The organism is Pseudoxanthomonas japonensis (assembly GCF_043632995.1).
Taxonomy (GTDB): Bacteria; Pseudomonadota; Gammaproteobacteria; order Xanthomonadales; family Xanthomonadaceae; genus Pseudoxanthomonas_A; species Pseudoxanthomonas_A japonensis.
This window is the reverse complement of the sequence record NZ_CP171632.1, coordinates 3,109,490-3,128,540: the sequence shown is the minus strand read 5'-3', so window position 1 is coordinate 3,128,540 and position 19,051 is coordinate 3,109,490. Positions and strand designations below refer to the sequence as shown.

Genomic DNA, 19,051 nt, shown 5'->3' with positions numbered 1-19,051 from the left:
TTGGCACGAGGGTTTGTGGCGAGTGGTGGAAATGGCCTTGCTTTGGCATGGTGCGGCTCCTCGCGGCGAGAGGTTTCAAAGCCCCTCTCCCTGCGGCGACCGAAGGAAGTCCCTGTGGGAGAGAGGGGTTGGGGTGAGGGCTAACGAAGTCCATGTCTTCTGCCCGCTCTGGCGGTTGCCACATCCGCCGTGGGCTTCTGCCTTTGATGGCCCTGCGGGAGGGGCTTTCTGTCGCCGACGCATGGCGCCGCTCGCCGCGGGGGCGTTCCTTTCTTTGCTCGTGCAAAGAAAGGAACCAAAGAAACACGCCCCAGGCGGCACGCCCTGCGCTGTGCGCTCCGGGTCCGCGAGCGGGCCGGGAATTTTCGTAAGGCACATCCGTGTGCCATACGAAAACGCCGTCATCCATGACGGCGCCCTTCGGGTTTTACACGGCCCACTCGCCGTGCCTCATGGGGACCCAAAAGCAGGAGCAACAGCGCGTGCGGGTCGCGCGCGGAAGCACTGGCTTTTGCTCCTGGGCCCCCTGAGGTCCGGCAGTCACGGCGGGTAAAACCCCGAAGGGGCGGCGCACAGGACGTGCGCCGTTTTCGTACGGGGCAGAGCCTGCCCCGTACTCGATACGGGGATGCCCCGCACGAAAATTCCCGCCGGGACTGCGCACCCGCCGCTCGCGGCGGGCGGACCGCCGGGGTGTGCTTTCTTTGCCTACTTTCTTTGCACAAGCAAAGAAAGTAGGGCCTCCGCGGCGAGCGGCGCCATCTCTACGGAACATGGAAAGTGCAGCATGTCTGTTTCTTCGAGCGAAAGTTAGCGGTCGCCGCAATCCAGTCATCCAGGCTGCAACAAGACACGATCTCGGAAGCAGGAGCGCATTCGGTCCTCGCAAGCAATCAGCGATGCAGATCGCCACTCGCTTCCGGCTGGTATTCGATCGCGGTGACCCGCAGGCGCAAGGGCCGGTTGCCCGACGCCTGCCAGTCGATCGTCTGACCCACGGACAGTCCGAGCAGGGCGCTGCCGACCGGCGCGAGCACGGAGACCAGGCCGGTCTCGACATTCGCTTCGTGGGGATACACCAGGGTCAGGCGATGGTGTTCGCCGGTGAGCTCGTCCTCGCATTCCACGCGCGAGTGCATCGTCACCACGTTGTCCGGCATGTCGTCCGGTGCGCGCACGTCGGCGCGGTTCAGTTCGTCTATCAATGCCAGCGCGGCGGGGTGGCGGCGCAAGACGGGCGTGTCGAGCAGGGCCTCCAGGCGGGACAGATCGCGGCTGGAAACGACGAGCGGGGGCAGGGAGGGCGGCAGGCCGCTGGTGCGGGTGTTGTTCATGGGTTTCTCTGTGGTTTTAGGGTCGCGCAAAGGAAACGGGCGACGCATTGCGGCGTCGCCCATCGGAGTCCTGATTTGCGCGCCTACCGTAGCCCGGAAGCGCGGCGGCTTCAAGCCACGTGGGTCGCCGTGTGTTCAGGCGTCGCGGCTGCGCGGGGCACCGGCGCGTCGGGTTCGAACAGGCCTTGCGGCAGTTCGCGGAACACCTGTGCGAGCTGCTGCAGGAACTCGCTCATCGCCGAGCTCTTGCGCCACACCATGGCGATCTGCCGGCTCGGGTGCGAATCGCTGAATCCGAGCAGGTGGATGTTGTCCGAGCGCGCGACCGGTGGCTTCACCGCCAGCGTCGGCAGCAGGGTGATGCCGACGTCGGCCGCCACCATCTGCCGCAGCGTCTCCAGGCTGGTGGCGCGGAACTCGGACTTTTCGTTGGCGCCCGACAGGCGGCACACGTCAAGCGCCTGCTCGCGCAGGCAATGTCCGTCCTCCAGCAACAGCAACTGCTGCTGCGACAGTTCCGCAAGGCTCAGCGAATCGCGCGTCGCCAACGGATGCGACTCCGGTACCGCCAGCACGAACGGCTCTTCGAACAGGAATTCGGTATGCAACTGGTCGTCGGTGACCGGCAATGCCAGCAGGCCCGCATCCAGCTTGCCTTCGCGCAGGCGCGCAAGCAGCACGTCGCTCTTTTCCTCGACCAGCAGCAGTTCCAGGTGCGGGAAGCGCGCGCGCAGGCGTGGCACCACGTGCGGCAGCAGGTAGGGACCGAGCGTGGGGAAGATGCCCAGGCGCACCGTGCCGGCCTCCGGGTCCTGGCTGCGGCGCGCGGCCTCCTTCATCTGCTCGACTTCGGCGACGATGCGGCGCGCGCGGTCGGCGGCATCGCGGCCGGCCGGCGTCAGCATGACCTTGCGCGGCGCGCGCTCGACCAGCGGCACGCCGAGTTCGTCTTCCAGCTTCCTGATCTGGGTCGACAGCGTGGGCTGGCTGACGTAGCACGCGGCGGCGGCGCGACCGAAATGCTTGTGGTCGGCCAAGGCCACCAGGTACTTGAGATCGCGCAGGTTCATCGGACTCCTCCCTCAGGGAACCGCATGGCATGCGACGCGGCGCGGATCGGCGTGCGGTCCGCGCCCGTGCATCATGCCGCCACTGCGTCCGGGGTTTCCACCGGCGCCGACGTGCGGATCAGGTGGTCGAACGCGCTCAGCGCGGCCTTCGAGCCCTCGCCCATGGCGATGACGATCTGCTTGTACGGCACCGTGGTGGCGTCGCCGGCGGCGAACACGCCCGGCACGCTGGTCTGGCCACGGTCGTCGACGATGATCTCGCCGCGCGGGCTCAGGTCCACCACGCCCTTCAGCCATTCCGTGTTGGGCAGCAGGCCGATCTGCACGAAGATGCCTTCGAGTTCGACGCGGTGCGTGTCGCCGCCCGTGCGGTCCTTGTAGACCAGGCCGGTGACCTTGCTGCCGTCGCCGAGGACTTCGGTGGTCTGCGCGCTGGCGACGATGCGCACGTTCGGCAGGCTGCGCAGCTTGCGCTGCAGCACGTCGTCGGCGCGCAGCTGGCTGTCGAATTCGATCAGGGTCACGTGCGCCACGATGCCGGCCAGGTCGATCGCCGCCTCGACACCGGAGTTGCCGCCGCCGATCACCGCCACGCGCTTGCCCTTGAACAGCGGGCCGTCGCAGTGCGGGCAGTAGGCCACGCCCTTGTTGCGGTACTCGTTCTCGCCGGGCACGTTCATCTGCCGCCAGCGTGCGCCGGTGGACAGGATCACCGTCTTCGAGCGCAGCGAGGCACCGTTGGCGAGCTGCACTTCGACCAGTCCGTCCTTGCCTGCCGGCACCAGCTTCTCAGCGCGCTGCAGGCTCATCACGTCGACCTGGTAGTCCCTGACGTGCTGCTCCAGTGCGGCGGCCAGCTTTGGGCCTTCGGTGTACGGCACGGAGATGAAATTCTCGATCGCCATCGTGTCCAGCACCTGGCCGCCGAAGCGCTCGGCCGCCACGCCGGTGCGGATGCCCTTGCGCGCGGCATAGATCGCCGCCGACGCGCCGGCCGGACCACCGCCGACGACGAGCACGTCGTACGGCGCCTTCGCCTTGATCTTCTCGGCGTCGCGCTTGCCGGCGTTGGTGTCCAGCTTGGCGACGATCTCTTCCACACCCATGCGGCCAGCGCCGAAGACCTCGCCGTTGAGGAAGATCGTCGGTACCGACATCACTTCGCGCTGCTCGACTTCCTGCTGGAACAGGGCGCCGTCGATGGCGACGTGCTGGATCTTCGGGTTCAGCACCGCCATCAGGTTCAGCGCCTGCACCACGTCAGGGCAGTTCTGGCACGACAGCGAGAAATAGGTTTCAAAGCGGTAGTCGCCGTCCAGCGAGCGGATCTGTTCGATCACGTCCTGCGCCAGCTTCGATGAGTGTCCGCCGACCTGCAGCAGCGCCAGCACCAGCGAGGTGAACTCGTGGCCCATCGGCAGGCCGGCGAACGTCAGGTGGATGTCGTGGCCGGGCGAGGCCAACGAGAACGACGGCGTACGTTCGCCGCCGCGCTGCTCGGTAACGGTGATCTTGTCGGAGACCTCCTGCAGGTCCTTCAACAACGCCTGCAGCTCGGCAGAGCCGGCGCTGTCGTCCAGATAGGCGGTGATGTGGATCGGGCGCACGGCCTTTTCCATGTAGGCCGTGAGCTGCGTCTTCAGATTGGCGTCCAGCATGGCGAACGTCTCCGTAGAGGAAATCGGGGGAAAGGAAGGTCATGCGTTTGCAGGAGCGGCATGCGCCGGGGGGAGAGAGGCCGGTCAGGGAGGAGGGAACCGGCGAGCGGCGCATGCCGCTGCTGCAAACGTCCGGGTCAGCTCCGGGCCAGCGGCCCGGAGGTGACGTGATGCGATGGGCGGAAACGCCCGAGGAAACGCTCGGCAATACCCCGTTCGTGGTGAGCCTGTCGAACCACGCTCTTGGCGTGGATCGACAGGCCACGGCAGCCTTGGTTTTCCTTGAAAAGCGTGGTTCGACAAGCTCACCACGAGCGAGACTCAAGGGCTGCACCCACTCTGCAGGGTGTTGTGAGATTCCTTAGATCTTGCCGACCAGGTCCAGCGACGGGGCGATCGTCTGCGCGCCTTCCTTCCACTTGGCCGGGCACACCTGGCCGGGGTTGGCGGCGGTGAACTGCGCGGCCTTCAGCTTGCGCAGCGTTTCCGACACGTCACGGGCGATCTCGTTGCTGTGGATCTCGGCGGTCTTGATGACGCCTTCCGGGTTGATGACGAAGGTGCCGCGCAGGGCCAGGCCTTCTTCCTCGATGTGCACGCCGAAGGCGCGGGTGAGCTGGTGGGTCGGGTCGCCGACCAGCGGGAACTGGGCCTTGCCCACCGCCGGGGAGGTTTCGTGCCACACCTTGTGCGAGAAGTGCGTGTCGGTGGTGACGATGTAGACCTCGGCGCCGGCCTTCTGGAACTCGGCGTAGTTGGCGGCGGCGTCTTCCACTTCGGTCGGGCAATTGAAGGTGAAGGCGGCCGGCATGAAGATCAGGACCGACCACTTGCCCTTCAGCGTGCCGTCGGTGACTTCGACGAATTCGCCGTTGTGGAAGGCGGTGGTCTTGAACGGCTGGACCGCGGTGTTGATCAGGGACATGGAAGATCCTCGTGAGTGGAGTGGGTGTGGTGAAGCGATGGCGCCATGGTAGGCAGGGACTATTGATATCTCAAATCGATTAATGGAATTGAATAGATAGCTTTTGGCTATCGATAAGGCGTCCCACGTTGAACGCGTACAAGCGGATCAGTGGCTACTTGGTGATGAAATCATTATTTTTCAATGGCTTGTGGGTTTATCGATGCGGACGCTGACGATTGGCCCGCTCTGGGAGTCCGCGCCACTGTCGTGAACGACGGGGCTCCGCGCCGCCTTTGGGCAGCACATGGCAGCGGTCGAGACGTCCATACGTCATAGGGCACCATGATGGTGCGTCGCGGCGAAGCGGTTGCGTCCGGGCCAGCGCGGCCCGGTACCATGCGCGGCGATGCCTGCCGACCTGCCCACCGCCCGACTCGACTTGGCCCTGCGCGCCGCCGCCGCCCGCCTTTCAGGGCCGGATGCCCGCCATGAGGCCGAGCAGCTGCTGCTGCATGTGCTGGGGCGCGACCGGGCTTGGCTGTTCGCGCATGGCGACGATCCGTTGCCGGCGTCCGGCGCAGCGACCCTCGACGCATGGCTGGCACGCCGAGCGTCGGGCGAGCCGCTGGCCTACTTGCTGGGCCGCCGGGGTTTCTGGACGCTGGACCTGCAGGTCTCGCCCGCCACGCTGATCCCGCGCCCGGAGACCGAGCGGCTGGTCGAACTGGCGCTGGAGCGGCTGCCGGACGACCGGCCGCTGCGCGTCGCCGACCTCGGCACCGGCAGCGGCGCCATTGCGCTCGCGCTGGCCAGCGAACGGCCATTGGCGCAGGTGGTGGCAACCGATCTCAGCGGGGATGCGCTTCGGGTCGCGCAGGCGAACGCGGAAACGAACCGCATCGCCAACGTCGCGTTCCGCCATGGCAGCTGGCTGGCACCGCTCGCCGGCGAGCGCTTCGACCTGATCGCCAGCAATCCCCCCTACATCGCCGACGGCGATCCGCACCTGGGTCAGGGCGACCTGCGTTTCGAGCCGCCGACCGCGCTGTCGTCGGGCGCCGATGGGCTGGACGCCATCCGCGAGATCGTGGCGACCGCGCCAGCGCACCTGCTGCCCGGCGGCTGGCTGCTGCTGGAGCACGGGTGGGATCAGGGCGAGGCGATCCGCGCGTTGCTGCTCGCGGCAGGTTTCGTCGACATTGCGACGGAGACGGATCTCGAGCAGCGCGACCGGGTGACCCTCGGGCGCATAACGGAAGGGCAAGACTGCAGCCGCTAGACTGTCGCTTTCGTCCAGGACCGCCGCCCATGCGCACGCTGTACCCCGAGATTGAGCCCTTCGACACCGGCACGCTGAAGGTCGACGACCGCCACACGCTGTACTACGAACAGTGCGGCAATCCGCAGGGCAAGCCGGTGGTGCTGCTGCATGGCGGGCCGGGCGCCGGCTGCAGCCCGAAGATGCGGCGCTTCCACGATCCGGCCAAGTACCGCATCGTGCTGTTCGACCAGCGCGGTTCCGGGCGGTCCACACCGCACGCGGACCTGGTGGACAACACCACATGGGATCTCGTGGCGGATATCGAGAAGCTGCGCGACAAGCTGGACATCGAGCGCTGGCAGGTGTTCGGCGGCAGCTGGGGCTCCACGCTCGCGCTGGCCTATGCCGAAACCCATCCGCAGCGCGTCACCGAACTGGTGCTGCGCGGCATCTTCATGCTGCGCCGCTGGGAACTGGAATGGTTCTACCAGGAAGGCGCCAGCCGCCTGTTCCCCGATGCGTGGGAGCACTACATCACCGCGATTCCGCCGGTCGAACGCCACGACCTGATCTCCGCGTTCCATCGCCGCCTGACCTCGGACGACAACGCCACGCGCCTGACCGCGGCGAAGGCGTGGAGCGTGTGGGAAGGCGCGACCAGCTTCCTCCACGTCGACGCCGATTTCGTCAGCGGCCACGAGGAGCCAGAGTTCGCACTGGCCTTCGCGCGCATCGAGAACCACTACTTCGTCAACGGCGGCTTCTTCGAGGTCGAAGACCAGTTGCTGCGCGATGCCTCGCGCATCGCCGACATCCCGGGTGTCATCGTGCATGGCCGCTACGATGTGGTCTGTCCGATCGCCAATGCGTGGGAGCTGCACAAGGCCTGGCCGAAGGCGAAACTCGAGATCACGCCGGCGTCGGGCCACTCCGCGTTCGAAGCGGAGAACGTCGACGCGCTGGTGCGTGCGACCGACGCATTCGCCTGATTCAACGTCACCAGACCATTCCCGGGAGCGCACGATGGACGGACACCGCAAAGAAGCTGCCGCGTTCGACCAGCGCGTGCTCGACCTGTACGACGACTACGTGCACGGCCGCGTCGACCGGCGCGGCTTCCTCGCCGGCGCGGCGCAGTTTGCTGTCGGCGGCACCACGGCCGCGGCGTTGCTGGCCGCGCTGACGCCGCAGTACGCGTTCGCCACGCAGGTCGCCGCCGATGATCCGCGCATCACCACGGTCTACCGCACCTTCCCCGCACCGGAAGGCCACGGCGAAGGCCGCGGCCTGCTGGCGGCGCCGCGCGCGGAAGGGCGTTACCCGGTCGTGCTGGTGGTGCACGAGAACCGTGGGCTCAATCCGTATATCGAAGACGTCGCGCGCCGGCTGGCGGTCGCAGGGTTCATTGCGTTCGCGCCGGATGCGCTGTATCCGCTCGGCGGATATCCAGGCAACGACGACAGCGGTCGCGAGATGCAGGCCAAGCTGGATCGCGCCAAGGTCCTCGCGGATCTCGAGGCCGCTGCGCGCTTCGCCGACGCACTGCCGCGCGGCAACGGGAAGCTGGGCGTGGTCGGCTTCTGTTTCGGCGGCCTCGTGACCAACCTGCTCGCCTCGCGGCTGCCCGATCTGGTCGATGCCGGCGTGCCGTACTACGGCGGCCAGCCCTCCGCCGAGGAAGCGGCCCGCATCAAGGCGCCGCTGCTGTTGCAGTTCGCCGAACTCGATACACGCGTCAATGCGGGATGGCCGGCCTACGAACAGCAGTTGAAGGCGGCTGGCGTCGTGTACGCCGCACACGTCTATCCAGGCGTGAACCACGGTTTCCACAACGACACCACACCGCGCTACGACCAAGCAGCCGCGGAACTGTCGTGGCAGCGCACGCTCGCGTTCTTCCGTGCGCACCTGGCCGGAAACTAGCGATCCCCGTCACAAGGCCGGCCGCCGTTGCAGCGCCCGCTGTCCGGTCGCCGCACATGCATACGAACGACTCGGATGAATGCCGCGCCACCGCGCGGCGACGATCGGACGACGGGGCGTGTACGGCGATGACGATGGAAGCGATGCAGGCGGACGCAGGCAGGGTGGGGCTGGAGGATGTCGACATCACGCGGTTGGGCATGGCGGCGATGCGGTTCATCAAGGCCATCGAGCAAGGCCAGCACGAGGTGCTGTGGGACGCGGCATCGAAAGCCTTCCGGCAATCCATGCCGCGCGATGCCTTCATCGATTCGCTGACCCACCGTCACGGGGTGCTGGGCTGCGGCACGGGCCGGCGATGGACGGCGATCAGGGTCGACCGGCCGGAGGGGCATGTGCAGTGGTTGCCGGGAACCTACGCGCGGCTGGAGTTTTCCGTGTCGTTCGGCGCAACCGAAGCGCCGCATCGCGAAGTGGTGACGCTGCGGCACGAAGAGCAGGGCGTGTGGCGCCTGGCCGGCTACGGCGTCAAGGCCGCCTGAGGACTCAGCTGCGCGGCGTGCCGTCGAGGGTGTGGTCGATCATCCACAGGCCGGCCCACAGCTTGGCATCCAGTTCGTAGCCTTCGCCCATCTTCTGCGCCAGCCATGCGGCGGCGCGCGCGCGCGGAATCGCGTGCACGGTGATGTCCTCGTCGCCATCACCACCGCCTTCGCCGACCTTGCGCAGGCCGGTGGCGCGGACGAAGGCGATCTTCTCGCTGCTGCTGCCGGACGAGGTGGGGCCGATCATCAGCACCTCTGCATGGTCGGCGGTCCAGCCGGTTTCCTCTTCCAGCTCGCGGATCGCAGACACCTCGATCGACTCGCCGGCATGGATGTCGCCCACCAGGCCCGCCGGCATCTCGATGGTGCGCGCCTGCAGCGGCACGCGGAACTGTTCGACGAACAGCACGTCGTCGTCCGGAGTCACCGCGATGATGATCGCCGCCAGGCCGCCCGCGTGCGCGCGCTCGACGTACTCCCAGGTGCCGCGGACCATCATCCGCTGGTATTTGCCCTGCCAGACCACCTCGGCAGGCACTTTGCGCTTGTCGTCGTCGCGTTCGTCCATGCCGCGATGCTAGCGGGTACGGGTGACGTTTGACAGACGATCAGTAGGCGGGATCTTCGAGCCCCGCCGCCACACGCAACCGCCGTCGCGTCATCGGCCCGAAGCGCAGCGCATCCGACAGCGCGGACAGCATGTCGCCATCGGCCTGGCCGCGTCCGTGATCCGCGGTGATCTCACCCAGCGGGGCGTCCAGCGCGATGGTCGTCAGCTGCCGCCACAGCAGCGCGTGTTCGCGTTGCTCGCGCAGGCGGACGGCCATCGTGGCGGCGCCGCGCAGGCGCAGGAACGCGACTTCGTCCATGCGGCTCAGCAGCGTGTCCAGGTCGCCGAAATGCGCGAGCAGCACCGCGGCGGATTTCGCGCCGATGCCGGTCACGCCGGGAATGTTGTCCACCGCATCGCCGGTCAGCGCCAGGTAGTCGGCGATCTGTCGCGCCTCCACGCCGTGACGGGCCTTCACGCCGGCCATGCCCCAGCGCTGGCCGCGCGCGAAATCCCACTGCTCGTCGTGTTCCTGCAGCAACTGCGACAGGTCCTTGTCGGCCGAGACGATGACGCCACGGAATCCCTGCGGGCGCGCCGCATGCAGCGCACTGCCGATCAGGTCGTCCGCTTCGTATTCCCCATGCGCCAGCACGCTCAGGCCGAGCGCGGCACACAGCGCCTTGCAATGGGTGAACTGGCGGCGGAGTTCTTCCGGTGCGGGGTCGCGGTTTGCCTTGTACGCCGGATACAGGCGATTGCGGAAACAGCTGTCCAGCGCCTCGTCGAACGCGATGGCGATGTGCGCCGGGCGTTCCTTTTCCAGCAGTTCCAGCAGGAAGCGCGCGAAGCCGTGCACCGCATTGGTCGGCCAGCCGTCGGCGTCCTGGAATTCGTCCGGCATCGAATGCCAGGCGCGGAACACGTACAGGCTGGCATCGACCAGGTAGAGCGGGCGCGGGTGGAGCACTTCAGGCATCGGGCGTCCACTCGGTCAGCAGCGCGGCGGCATCCGGCCGCTCGCGCTCGGGCGCCTGCAATCGCGGCGTGCCGATGTGGATGAAGCCGACGATCTTCTCGTTCGGTGCGAGCCCCAGCAACCCGGCGACATGGTCGTCGTACGCCATCCAGCCGGTCAGCCACTGCGCGCCGAAGCCGAGCGCCTGCGCCGCCTGCAGCAGGGCGAAGCAGACGCTGCCCGCGGTGAGCAACTGTTCCTGTTCCGGCACCTTGTGGCCGGGCGTGAGGCGGGCGACCACCGTGATGATGTCCGGCGCGCTGGAAAAACGGCCACGGTCTTTTTCCACCGCCGCGTCGGGTGCGTCGGGGTCGAGCGCGCGCGTGCGGGCCGCCAGCCGGTCGCCCAGTGCATGGCGTGCATCGCCGTGGATATGGAGGAAGCGGAACGGCACCAGCTTGCCGTGGTCGGGCACGCGCACGGCCGAGGCCAGCATGCGCGCGAGCGTGGCGGGATCGGGGCCGGGTTCCCCCAGTTGCTTCGACGGCACGGAACGTCGCGCGTCCAGTGCCTGCAGCAGGCTTTCAGTGGGCATGGAGTCGCCTTATAGTGGGATGCAGTGCACAGTATCGATGCACGAGTTTAATCGCAGCGGATGCGTTACGGTCCTCTGCTACGCACGGAACCGTGAGTCGATACGGAGCGCCGTGGACCATCTGGCCGATCGAACGACGCAATGCCCACCACGCCGCCACCTCTCCCCACTACCGGCAACCAGCTTGTCGCGCTGTTGCGTGACGCGATGCAGCCGCCGTTGGAAGCGGCGTTCGCCGACGTGGTGGACGGGTTGCGCCAGCCCATGCTGGACCGGCTGGAGCGGATGGAACTGGATCGCGGCCCCTACCTGGAAGGATTGCTGGCGCTGAAGGACCGCCGCGAGGCGATCCTGCGTGGATTCCGCGAGGACATGGCATCGGCGTGGCGGATCGCGGCGGACGGCGAGGCCGCGGCGGTCCGGTTCGGCGAGGAGCCGGCGGGCAGCGTCCGCGGCCTGGGGCTGGTCGAGGAGGACGAACTCGACGTGCGGCTGGCGACCGAGCACCTGGCCGAGGCGATCTCGCGCGAGTGGCAGTCCGAGCTGCTGCGCCTGAACGGTTATCTGACCTGGCTGGACATGGGCGTGCGGCTCACGCCGGACAGCGCGCCGTATTCGCCGTCGCGCATCGCGATGGCGGTGTACCGGGGCTTCGCGGCGGCGTCGCTGCCGGGCAACGTCCGTGCCCTTGCGGTGCAGTGCTGCGCACGCGAGTTCGTCGAGGTGCTGGGTCCGATCTACGAAAACCTGCATGCGCGGCTGGTGCGCCGGCTGGGGCCGCAGGACAGTACCGGGCCGAGGATGCGGCGCGCGCAGGCGATTCCCAGCAGCGGCGATGAAGCCTCCAGCGAGCCCGACTGGATGACGCGCTTCTTCGTCGAATGGGACCATGAGGATCACGAGGCCGCCGCCTCCGCCGATGCCGCGACTCTGCCGCCGGCCCTGCACCAGTTGCTGGAGGAGTCGCGGCACCAGCGGGCACGGGAGCAGGGCATGGCGCGTGCGGCGGGCGCACGCACCTCGCTGTCGCAGCGCGAGCTCATCGTGGCGTTGACGCTGCTGCAGATCGCCTCGCCGGAAGTGCATGCCGAAGTGCTGGCCAATCCGCGGCAGCTGCAGGCGGCGTTCAAGCAGCAGATCTTCCTGCAGGCCGCGCAGCTGGGCGTGGCGCCGGAAGCGGTGGCGATTTCGGAAGCGGACGAGAACGTCGTCGACCTGGTGGGCATGCTGTTCGAGGTGATCTTCCGCGAAAGCCACCTGGGCGAGGAGCAGGTCCATGTGCTCGGGCGCCTGATGGCGCCGATGACGAAGGTCGCGCTGCAGGACCGCAAGCTGTTCCTGCAGGCCAGCCATTCGGCGCGACGGTTGCTCAACCTGCTGGTGGAGGCGTGCGACGGCAATCCGGGCGAGAACGATGCCCAGCGCCTGTTGCTGGAAAAGGTGAAGGACACGGTGCAGCGCCTCGTCGCGGACTTCGACGAAAGCCAGTCGGTGTTCCGCGCCGCACGGAGCGACTTCAACGATTTCTATGTCCATTACCGCGCGGAAGCGGAGAAGGTGGAGCAGGCGCTGGCGGCCGAACAGCAGGCGCGCGACGCCGAGGCCGACGTGCTGGCCGGTTTCGCCGCCTCGCTGGACGCGCGCCTGCAGGGCACGGACGTGCCGGCGCCGATGCGCGACGTGTTGCTCGCGGGGTGGCCTGCGTACGCGGCGCGCATGCAGGCGCTGAACAAGCCGCAGGCCGCGCCGATGATGCTGGACGGCCTGCTGCGCGCCGTCGACGACGCCCAGGTCCGCCAGGACGTGCGCGCCTGGCACGCCGCGCTGGACTGGCTGCAGCCCATGTGGATGGCGTCGGGCCAGGCGCGTCCCGCCATCGCCGCCCTGCGGGAGCAGCTGTTCTCGCGCCTGGTCGCGCCCCACCAGGCGGCGGAACACGCCGCACCGCCGACGCCGGCTGCGCCCGCGACATCCGCGCCGACCACCGTGCTGCCCGGCCTGCTGGAGGCGCAGGAGTGGATGGAGGGGCTGCAGCATCTGGACCCGGTCATGACCGAGTATTTCCAGCACCTGCGCGAGGGCAGCTGGCTGGATTTCGTCGACAAGGACCATCGCGTGCAGGCCGGGCGGCTCAGCTGGATCAGCCCGTTCTCGCGCCGCATGATGTTCGTCAACCGCGCGGGCGCGCGCATCTGCGTCGCGTCGGTGCAGGAACTGGCGGTCATGGCGCAACTGGGCCGCGTGCGGATGCATCGCGACGAGGACGCCTTCTACAGCGCCATGCAGGGCGTGGTGGACCGCCTGGTGGCGCCGGCCGCGTCCTGACGCGCCGGACGGCGCGCATGCAAGCCGCGTGCCGCGGCGGTTGCGCGTGGGGTATCGTGGTGCGCGACATCAAACTGCCGAGGCCATCACGGTCGTCCGCAAGCCGGATTTCCTACGATGTCGCTGCGGATCCCCGTCCGCCTCCCCCACCTTTCCTTCGCCCCCCCGGGCGGGACCCCTGCGCATGTCGAATGTCCTGAACATCGCCGACCGCCCCGGGCGCGACACGCGCCTGCTGGAGCAGGCGCGCGACGCCTCCGTCCCGCCGCTGGTCGATGCCTTCGCGGTGGCGCTGGGCCGGTTCGACGATGCGTTGTTCGACCGCGCCGAACGCGCAGGTCCTTCGCAGATGGCGTTCCTCGACGCGATGCGCGAACTGCGCCGTCGTCGCGAGGACATCATCGGGCGTTTCCGCGGCCAGCTGCAGCGTTCGTGGAAGGCGCTCGAGGCGGGCCAGCCGTCGCCCGCGGAGCGCGTGTTCCTGGAGTCGGCGGACGATACGTTGAGCCTGGTGTCCGAACAGGAGCTGGAGTCGCGCCTGGCAGTGCGCAATCTCGCCAGCGTCATCCAGCGCGAGTGCAAGCCCGTGCTGGGGCGACTGGACCGCCGGCTCGGCTGGATCGCCGGCGACATCACGCTCGACAGCGACCTCAATCCCATCGGCCCGGAGCACATCGGCGTCGCCGTCCACCAGGCCTTCGTTGCCTGCGACCTGGCGCCCGACGTCCGGCTGGTGGTGATCAAGTTGTGCGAGCGCGACCTGGTGCCCGCCATCGCCCGCATCTACGGATCGCTCGACCAGCGCCTGATGCAGGTCGGCGTGATGCCGGAGCTGCCGGCACGCCGGCCGCCGGCCGCCGCCGCATCATCGGTGGGCGAAGCGGTGCAGGACCTGGATGCCGCGGGCGAAGGCGAAGAGCCCGGCGCACCCGCGTGGGCGGCGCGGTTCCTCAACCGCATGGCAGGCGTCAGCCGTGGCTTGCAGGCCACCCAGGCCGCGCCGGCAGCGCCGGGCTTCGGCGACGTGCCAGCAGCGGGCTACGGATCCGCGCCCGGTGCGCAGGGCGTGCTGCTGGAAGCCCTGCACCACCTGCTGCAGGAGTCCCGCCGCGGCCGCGATGCCGCCGATGCACCGGAGGCGCGCGCCGTCGATCCCCGCCAGCGCGACCTGTCGCAGCGCGAGATGCTGTCGGTGCTATCGCTGCTGCAGGCCTCGCCCAGCGCGACGCTGCGGGCGGCCATCGGCGACACCGGCGAGTCGCTGTCGCAGCGGCTGAAGAACGAAGTGCTGAGCAGCGCCACCCAGTTGGGCGTGGATCCGTCGCAGGCGCGCCTCGCGCCGGTCGACGAGGACGCCATCGACCTGGTCGGCATGCTGTTCGACGTGATGCTGGACGAACGCGACCTGGAAGGCCGCCCGCGCGAACTGATCGGCCGCCTGGTGGTGCCGTTCGTCAAGGTGGCGCTGCTGGACCGCCGCATGTTCGTGCAGAAGACCCATCCGGCGCGCCGCCTGCTCAACGTGCTGGCCGAAGCCTGCGAGGGCAACAACGGCGAGAGCGCCGCCGAGCGCACGCTGCTGACCAAGGTGGAGGAGGTCGTCGACCGCCTGGTCGCCGAATTCAACGAGAACCTGGCGATCTTTCTCACGCTGGAAGAGGAGTTCCGCGCGTTCCTGGAACAGCACCGGCGGCGCATCGAGATCGCCGAACGCCGCGCCGCCGAGATCCAGCGCGGCCAGGAACGCCTGGAAGCCGCGCGCGCGCGCATGACGTCCGAACTGGACGAGCGCCTGGCCGACCGTCGCGTGCCGCAGGCGATCGAGGACTTCCTGCGCCAGCCCTGGGCGCACCACGTCACCATGACGGTGCTGCGCGAAGGCGACGAAGGCGACGGCCTGCGCGAATCGCTGGCGCTGGCCGATGGCGTGCTCGAGGAACTGACCGAGGCGCAGCGCCACGTGGTCGGCAAGCCGTGGCTGCAGGCCTGGCGCCCGCAGATGCTCAAAGTGTTCGCCAGCGTCGGCATGAACCAGGACGCCGCCGCCGGTGCGGTCGACGCGCTGCACGACACGCTGCAGGCCGTGGCCGCCGCGCGTCCGGACCTGGAAAAGGCCTTGCCGGAACTGCCGCAGGTGGTGTTGCCCAAGCCGGTCGTCGATGAGGAGACCACGCCGATCCAGCTGGTGGCGGGGGCCGATACGCTCGATTTCGACCACAGCGATGCGGACCATTTCCGCGGCCTGCCGATCGGCACCTGGCTGGACTTCATCGACAAGGACAACAAGGTGCAGGCGGGCAAGCTGTCGTGGGTCAGCCCGATCTCCTCGCGCCTGCTGTTCGTCAACCGTCGCGGCGTGCGGTTCTGCGTGGCGTCGCCGGAAGAACTGGCGGCGATGGTGCGGCTGGGTCGCTTGCGCACGCACCAGAGCGAGGATGCGTTCGACAGCGCCATGCAGGGCGTGATCGAACGCCTCGAACCGGTTCCCTCGGCCGCCGCGCCCGCCTGACCGGATCGCCTCCGCGCGGCGCTGCCGCGCTCTGTTAGCATCGCCGCTCGGGTGACCTAACGACGAGGGGCGCAATGGCGGTCGAAGTTCGGGTACTGAAGGAAGCCGCGGCCGGCGAGCGCCGCGTGGCCGCGACACCGGAAACCGTCAAGAAGCTGATCGCCGCCGGTGCGCGCGTGCTCGTGGAGCGCGGCGCCGGCGATGGCGCAGGTTTCGTCGATGCGGCCTACGCCGATGCCGGCGCCGGACTCGTCGACGCGCAGGGCCGCGACAGCGCCGACCTGCTGCTGTGCGTGCAGCCGCCGTCACCCGACGCCATCGCGGACTTCAAGACCGGCGCCACGCTGGTCGGCGTGCTGCAGCCCACGGCGGACGCGGCGCGTGCCGAGGTGCTGCAGGCGAAGGGCATCCAGGCGTTCCCGCTCGAACGGCTGCCGCGCACGACGCGTGCCCAGGCGATGGATGTGTTGAGCTCCCAGGCCGGCATGGCCGGCTACAAGGCGGTACTGATCGCCGCGCAGCTGGCGCCGCGTTTCTTCCCGATGCTGACCACGGCGGCCGGCACCATACGGCCGTCCAAGGTGCTGATCGTCGGCGCCGGCGTGGCGGGCCTTCAGGGCGTGGCCACCGCCAAGCGGCTCGGCGCGCAGGTCGAGGGCTTCGACGTGCGCCCGGAGACGCGCGAACAGATCGAATCGCTAGGCGGCAAGTTCCTCGATCTCGGCGTCAGCGCCGCAGGCGAGGGCGGCTATGCCCGCCAGCTGACCGAGGAAGAACGCGCGCTGCAGCAGCAGCGCCTGGCCGATCACCTCAAGGGCATCGACGTGGTGGTCTGCACCGCCGCCGTGCCGGGTCGGCCCGCGCCGAAGATCATCACCACGGCGATGGTCGACGGCATGAAGCCCGGCAGCGTCATCGTCGACCTCGCCGCCGAAACCGGCGGCAACTGCGAACTGACCCGTCCCGGCGAAACCTATGCGCATGACGGCGTGACGATCGCCGGCCCGCTGAACCTCGCCAGCCTCGGTGCCGTGCACGCCAGCGAGATGTACGCCCGCAACGTACTGAATTTCGTCGCGCTGTTCGTCAAGGACGGCGCGCTGCAGTTCGACTGGGACGACGAACTGCTGGCGAAGACGGTGTGGCCGGAGCGGCCAGCGGCGGCGAACGCCGCCGCCTGATCCGTCAGTGCTCCGGCCGCCGGTCGCGATCGCGCGGTGGCGGCGCGTTGTCGCGCATCCAGGCTTCGCGCTGTGCCGGCGTCATCTTCTTCCACTGCTCGCGCAGCGCGTCCCGCTGCTCCGGCGTCATCTTCTTCATGTGGCCATAAAGCGCGCGCGCCTCGCGGCGCTGGCCGGGGCTCATGTCCTCGAAACGCTTCATGCCATGGCGGGCCTGCGCGCGCTGCTCGGGCGTCATCGCCTGCCAGCGCTGCGCACGTTCCAGCATACGGGCCCGATCTTCCGGTTCGCGGTTCCAGCGGTCGCGCACGGGCGCGATCAACGCCTCGCGCTGCTGCGGCGTCAGCTTGTCCCACGTCGGCAGCGGGGCAGGGGATGTCTGGGCGAGCGCTTGGCCGGCTGCGAGTGCCAGGCCGAGGGCAAGGACACGAAGGGCAAGGACCTTCATCGGGTCGACTCCATGGCAAGGGGCTGTGCCTCGGCGGAGGCCAGCCACAGGTAAAGATCGGGATCCTCGTCGAACGTGCCGGCGACGCCCAGTTCGTCCGCGATGGCATCGCCATCGGACGGGATGGCGGCGGCCACCGGGGTCGACGCGGGAACGGCCGGGGTGCGGGGCAGCCATTGCAGGCCGATGCCCACCGCCAGCACCGCCGAGAACGCGGTCGCCGTCAACCAGCGCCACGTGCGGCCACGACCGGGCGACGCCTGCAGGCCGGCCTCATGGCGCGCGCCGCGCAGGCGCATCAGCGTCTGCGGCGACACCTGGGCCAGTGCGGCCTGGTGCAGGCGACGGGCCTGCCGGTCCACGTCATGGCCGTTGTCGTGGGCGGGGTTCATCGGAATTCCTCCAGTTGTTTCTGCAGTGCGTCGCGCGCGCGGGACAGGTGGGTCTTCACCGATCCCTCCGAGCAACCCATCGCGCGCGCGGTGTCGGCGACATCCAGTTCTTCCAGTACGCGCAGGGTGAAGGCCTCGCGTTGCCGGTTGGGCAGGGCGCGCAGGGCCTGCACCAGCCGCGCATAGGCCTCGCGCTGGTCGTGCGCCTGCGCCGGGCCGGCGCCATGATCCGGCGCCCAGTCCACGGGGCCTTCTTCGCCGCGGTCGCCGGTCGGCAGCAGCCAGCGCAGGCGGAAGCCGGCGCGGCGCTGCAGGTCGACGATGCGCCGGCGCAGGATGCTCCAGAACAGCGGCGACCACTCCTCGGCCGGCTTCTCGCGATAGGCCAGCATCTTCATCATCGCGTCCTGCACCGCGTCCAGCGCGTCCTCGCGATGGCGCAGGCCTGCCTCGGCGAAGCGGAACGCACGCGGTCCGATATCCGCCAGGAACAGGTCGATCGTCGCCGCCAGCGGCGCGGGCGACGACGTTTCCTGCAGTGGACTGGAAGCGGTACTCACCAACATAGCTTAGCGGCCGGTGCCGTGAATCAGCCGCGACGGTCGAGGCGGTGATCGATGCGGTCGCCGCGACGGTCCCAGCGCGCCTCGGCGCGCTCGCCCTTGCGATCCAGGCGCGCGTCGATGCGGTCGCCGCGGCGTTCCAGCTGGTTGGCCTTGTGCGGATGACCCTGCTGCGCGGCGCGGTCCGCGCGGCGGTCGAACTGGCGCTCGATGCGGTCGCCACGCACGTCCAGGCGATGTTCGACGCGGTCGCCGCGACGGTCGAGGCGGTGGTCGATGCGATCGCCCAGGTCGCCGGCGAAGGCGCCACCAGTGGCGGACAGCAGCAGGACGGACAAACTCAGCAGAGACAGGCGCTTCATGATCGGGTCCTTGGGGGTGGGGTGCAGGCATGGAAACGCCCCGCATCGGCATCGGTTGACGCGATGGCATCGGGTCCCGGGCGGGTTCAGGTATGGTTATGATGCGGGGCCGCCGCGGCAGCGCCGCGCGGCAACCACTACATGCAGACAGGATGGGGGAGCGGATGAGCGACGGGTTCGTGGCGCTGTACATCTTCATGCTGGCGGCCATCGCCGGGCACGTGATCATTTCGCGGGTGCCGGTGATCCTGCATACACCGTTGATGTCCGGCTCCAACTTCATCCACGGCATCGTGCTGATCGGCGCGATGGTGGTCCTGGGCCACGCCGACACCACGCTGGAAAAGGCCATCGGCTTCATCGCCGTGCTGCTGGGTGCGGGCAACGCCGCCGGCGGCTACGTGGTCACCGAGCGCATGCTGGAGATGTTCAAGAGCAGCAAGCCCGCGGGTGGCAAGTGAGCAGCGTGC

General features: G+C 68.8%; 19 protein-coding genes. 8 read left to right on the top strand and 11 right to left on the bottom strand.

Annotated elements, in window-relative coordinates; translation table 11 throughout:
- Positions 1-893 precede the first annotated feature (893 nt).
- From rnk to ahpC, 4 genes are all read right to left on the bottom strand, one after another.
- Entirely contained in the window at positions 894-1,334 is a 441-nt protein-coding gene (gene rnk, locus ACGHX3_RS14700) for a nucleoside diphosphate kinase regulator (RefSeq protein WP_394695422.1), read from the bottom strand.
- A gap of 110 nt (positions 1,335-1,444) precedes the next feature.
- Positions 1,445-2,404, bottom strand: a complete 960-nt coding sequence (gene oxyR / locus ACGHX3_RS14695; RefSeq protein WP_394695421.1) for a DNA-binding transcriptional regulator OxyR — start codon at positions 2,402-2,404, stop codon at positions 1,445-1,447.
- 71 nt (positions 2,405-2,475) lie between these two features.
- On the bottom strand, positions 2,476-4,062 hold the full coding sequence (gene ahpF, locus ACGHX3_RS14690; protein ID WP_394695420.1) for an alkyl hydroperoxide reductase subunit F: 1,587 nt from the start codon (positions 4,060-4,062) through the stop codon (positions 2,476-2,478).
- Between the two features lie 361 nt (positions 4,063-4,423).
- The gene (gene ahpC / locus ACGHX3_RS14685) at positions 4,424-4,987 is read right to left on the bottom strand and encodes an alkyl hydroperoxide reductase subunit C (RefSeq protein WP_142125842.1); all 564 of its coding nucleotides are present in this window, start codon (positions 4,985-4,987) and stop codon (positions 4,424-4,426) included.
- A gap of 388 nt (positions 4,988-5,375) precedes the next feature.
- Here ahpC and prmC point away from each other — a divergent pair, with 388 nt between their 5' ends.
- From prmC to ACGHX3_RS14665, 4 genes are read left to right on the top strand one after another with little or no spacing between them, the layout of a single operon-like run.
- A complete protein-coding gene (gene prmC, locus ACGHX3_RS14680; protein WP_394695419.1) occupies positions 5,376-6,248 on the top strand; it encodes a peptide chain release factor N(5)-glutamine methyltransferase in 873 nt (290 codons plus the stop codon).
- Positions 6,249-6,277: 29 nt separating this feature from the next.
- Positions 6,278-7,219 carry a prolyl aminopeptidase gene (gene pip, locus ACGHX3_RS14675; protein ID WP_394695418.1) on the top strand — a complete coding sequence of 314 codons (942 nt, stop codon included), beginning with the start codon at positions 6,278-6,280 and terminating at the stop codon, positions 7,217-7,219.
- Between the two features lie 34 nt (positions 7,220-7,253).
- Positions 7,254-8,153 carry a dienelactone hydrolase family protein gene (locus tag ACGHX3_RS14670; RefSeq protein ID WP_394695417.1) on the top strand — a complete coding sequence of 300 codons (900 nt, stop codon included), beginning with the start codon at positions 7,254-7,256 and terminating at the stop codon, positions 8,151-8,153.
- 56 nt (positions 8,154-8,209) lie between these two features.
- Positions 8,210-8,695, top strand: coding sequence for a DUF4019 domain-containing protein (locus tag ACGHX3_RS14665; RefSeq protein WP_394695416.1), 486 nt, complete (start codon positions 8,210-8,212; stop codon positions 8,693-8,695).
- A 4-nt stretch (positions 8,696-8,699) separates the two neighbouring features.
- Here the strand turns inward: ACGHX3_RS14665 and ACGHX3_RS14660 are convergent, their stop codons facing one another.
- The 3 genes from ACGHX3_RS14660 to ACGHX3_RS14650 are packed head-to-tail and all read right to left on the bottom strand — an operon-like array spanning position 8,700 to position 10,801.
- Positions 8,700-9,266: an NUDIX hydrolase gene (locus tag ACGHX3_RS14660; RefSeq protein WP_394695415.1), complete on the bottom strand. Its 567-nt coding sequence runs from the start codon at positions 9,264-9,266 to the stop codon at positions 8,700-8,702.
- A 40-nt stretch (positions 9,267-9,306) separates the two neighbouring features.
- On the bottom strand, positions 9,307-10,227 hold the full coding sequence (locus ACGHX3_RS14655; RefSeq protein ID WP_394695414.1) for a 5'-3' exonuclease H3TH domain-containing protein: 921 nt from the start codon (positions 10,225-10,227) through the stop codon (positions 9,307-9,309).
- Entirely contained in the window at positions 10,220-10,801 is a 582-nt protein-coding gene (locus ACGHX3_RS14650) for a nitroreductase (protein ID WP_394695413.1), read from the bottom strand. Before ACGHX3_RS14650 ends, ACGHX3_RS14655 begins: the two co-directional genes overlap by 8 nt.
- 141 nt (positions 10,802-10,942) lie before the next feature.
- Here ACGHX3_RS14650 and ACGHX3_RS14645 point away from each other — a divergent pair, with 141 nt between their 5' ends.
- The 3 genes from ACGHX3_RS14645 to ACGHX3_RS14635 all read left to right on the top strand — a co-directional run bounded on the left by ACGHX3_RS14645 (position 10,943) and on the right by ACGHX3_RS14635 (position 16,816).
- Positions 10,943-13,126, top strand: a complete 2,184-nt coding sequence (locus ACGHX3_RS14645; RefSeq protein ID WP_394695412.1) for a DUF1631 family protein — start codon at positions 10,943-10,945, stop codon at positions 13,124-13,126.
- Between the two features lie 184 nt (positions 13,127-13,310).
- The gene (locus tag ACGHX3_RS14640; RefSeq protein ID WP_394695411.1) at positions 13,311-15,635 is read left to right on the top strand and encodes a DUF1631 domain-containing protein; all 2,325 of its coding nucleotides are present in this window, start codon (positions 13,311-13,313) and stop codon (positions 15,633-15,635) included.
- A gap of 74 nt (positions 15,636-15,709) precedes the next feature.
- On the top strand, positions 15,710-16,816 hold the full coding sequence (locus ACGHX3_RS14635; RefSeq protein WP_394695410.1) for an NAD(P) transhydrogenase subunit alpha: 1,107 nt from the start codon (positions 15,710-15,712) through the stop codon (positions 16,814-16,816).
- Between the two features lie 4 nt (positions 16,817-16,820).
- On the opposite strand, the gene ACGHX3_RS14630 is transcribed toward ACGHX3_RS14635, so the two are convergent.
- From ACGHX3_RS14630 to ACGHX3_RS14615, 4 genes are read right to left on the bottom strand one after another with little or no spacing between them, the layout of a single operon-like run.
- On the bottom strand, positions 16,821-17,264 hold the full coding sequence (locus ACGHX3_RS14630) for a DUF3106 domain-containing protein (RefSeq protein WP_394695409.1): 444 nt from the start codon (positions 17,262-17,264) through the stop codon (positions 16,821-16,823).
- Entirely contained in the window at positions 17,261-17,656 is a 396-nt protein-coding gene (locus ACGHX3_RS14625; protein ID WP_213600597.1) for a hypothetical protein, read from the bottom strand. Before ACGHX3_RS14625 ends, ACGHX3_RS14630 begins: the two co-directional genes overlap by 4 nt.
- A complete protein-coding gene (locus tag ACGHX3_RS14620; protein ID WP_394695408.1) occupies positions 17,653-18,222 on the bottom strand; it encodes an RNA polymerase sigma factor in 570 nt (189 codons plus the stop codon). The genes ACGHX3_RS14625 and ACGHX3_RS14620 overlap by 4 nt, the downstream gene beginning before the upstream one ends.
- A 23-nt stretch (positions 18,223-18,245) precedes the next feature.
- Positions 18,246-18,581 carry a hypothetical protein gene (locus ACGHX3_RS14615; RefSeq protein ID WP_394695407.1) on the bottom strand — a complete coding sequence of 112 codons (336 nt, stop codon included), beginning with the start codon at positions 18,579-18,581 and terminating at the stop codon, positions 18,246-18,248.
- A 164-nt stretch (positions 18,582-18,745) separates the two neighbouring features.
- On the opposite strand from ACGHX3_RS14615, the gene ACGHX3_RS14610 reads away from it, so the two are divergent.
- Complete coding sequence (locus ACGHX3_RS14610; protein ID WP_093296220.1) at positions 18,746-19,042, top strand: NAD(P) transhydrogenase subunit alpha; 297 nt, start codon at positions 18,746-18,748, stop codon at positions 19,040-19,042.
- The last annotated feature ends 9 nt before the right edge of the window (positions 19,043-19,051 follow it).

Bases quoted from the DNA above. Each gene is read 5' to 3' on its own strand.
- ACGHX3_RS14645 (WP_394695412.1), top strand. From the start codon at position 10,943: ATGCCCACCACGCCGCCACCTCTCCCCACTACCGGCAACCAGCTTGTC.
- ACGHX3_RS14630 (WP_394695409.1), bottom strand. From the start codon at position 17,264: ATGAAGGTCCTTGCCCTTCGTGTCCTTGCCCTCGGCCTGGCACTCGCA.
- pip (WP_394695418.1), top strand. From the start codon at position 6,278: ATGCGCACGCTGTACCCCGAGATTGAGCCCTTCGACACCGGCACGCTG.
- ACGHX3_RS14650 (WP_394695413.1), bottom strand. From the start codon at position 10,801: ATGCCCACTGAAAGCCTGCTGCAGGCACTGGACGCGCGACGTTCCGTG.
- oxyR (WP_394695421.1), bottom strand. From the start codon at position 2,404: ATGAACCTGCGCGATCTCAAGTACCTGGTGGCCTTGGCCGACCACAAG.
- ACGHX3_RS14655 (WP_394695414.1), bottom strand. From the start codon at position 10,227: ATGCCTGAAGTGCTCCACCCGCGCCCGCTCTACCTGGTCGATGCCAGC.
- ahpC (WP_142125842.1), bottom strand. From the start codon at position 4,987: ATGTCCCTGATCAACACCGCGGTCCAGCCGTTCAAGACCACCGCCTTC.
- ACGHX3_RS14660 (WP_394695415.1), bottom strand. From the start codon at position 9,266: ATGGACGAACGCGACGACGACAAGCGCAAAGTGCCTGCCGAGGTGGTC.
- rnk (WP_394695422.1), bottom strand. From the start codon at position 1,334: ATGAACAACACCCGCACCAGCGGCCTGCCGCCCTCCCTGCCCCCGCTC.
- ACGHX3_RS14610 (WP_093296220.1), top strand. From the start codon at position 18,746: ATGAGCGACGGGTTCGTGGCGCTGTACATCTTCATGCTGGCGGCCATC.
- prmC (WP_394695419.1), top strand. From the start codon at position 5,376: ATGCCTGCCGACCTGCCCACCGCCCGACTCGACTTGGCCCTGCGCGCC.
- ACGHX3_RS14625 (WP_213600597.1), bottom strand. From the start codon at position 17,656: ATGAACCCCGCCCACGACAACGGCCATGACGTGGACCGGCAGGCCCGT.
- ACGHX3_RS14620 (WP_394695408.1), bottom strand. From the start codon at position 18,222: ATGTTGGTGAGTACCGCTTCCAGTCCACTGCAGGAAACGTCGTCGCCC.
- ACGHX3_RS14640 (WP_394695411.1), top strand. From the start codon at position 13,311: ATGTCGAATGTCCTGAACATCGCCGACCGCCCCGGGCGCGACACGCGC.
- ACGHX3_RS14635 (WP_394695410.1), top strand. From the start codon at position 15,710: ATGGCGGTCGAAGTTCGGGTACTGAAGGAAGCCGCGGCCGGCGAGCGC.
- ACGHX3_RS14670 (WP_394695417.1), top strand. From the start codon at position 7,254: ATGGACGGACACCGCAAAGAAGCTGCCGCGTTCGACCAGCGCGTGCTC.
- ACGHX3_RS14615 (WP_394695407.1), bottom strand. From the start codon at position 18,581: ATGAAGCGCCTGTCTCTGCTGAGTTTGTCCGTCCTGCTGCTGTCCGCC.
- ACGHX3_RS14665 (WP_394695416.1), top strand. From the start codon at position 8,210: ATGCATACGAACGACTCGGATGAATGCCGCGCCACCGCGCGGCGACGA.
- ahpF (WP_394695420.1), bottom strand. From the start codon at position 4,062: ATGCTGGACGCCAATCTGAAGACGCAGCTCACGGCCTACATGGAAAAG.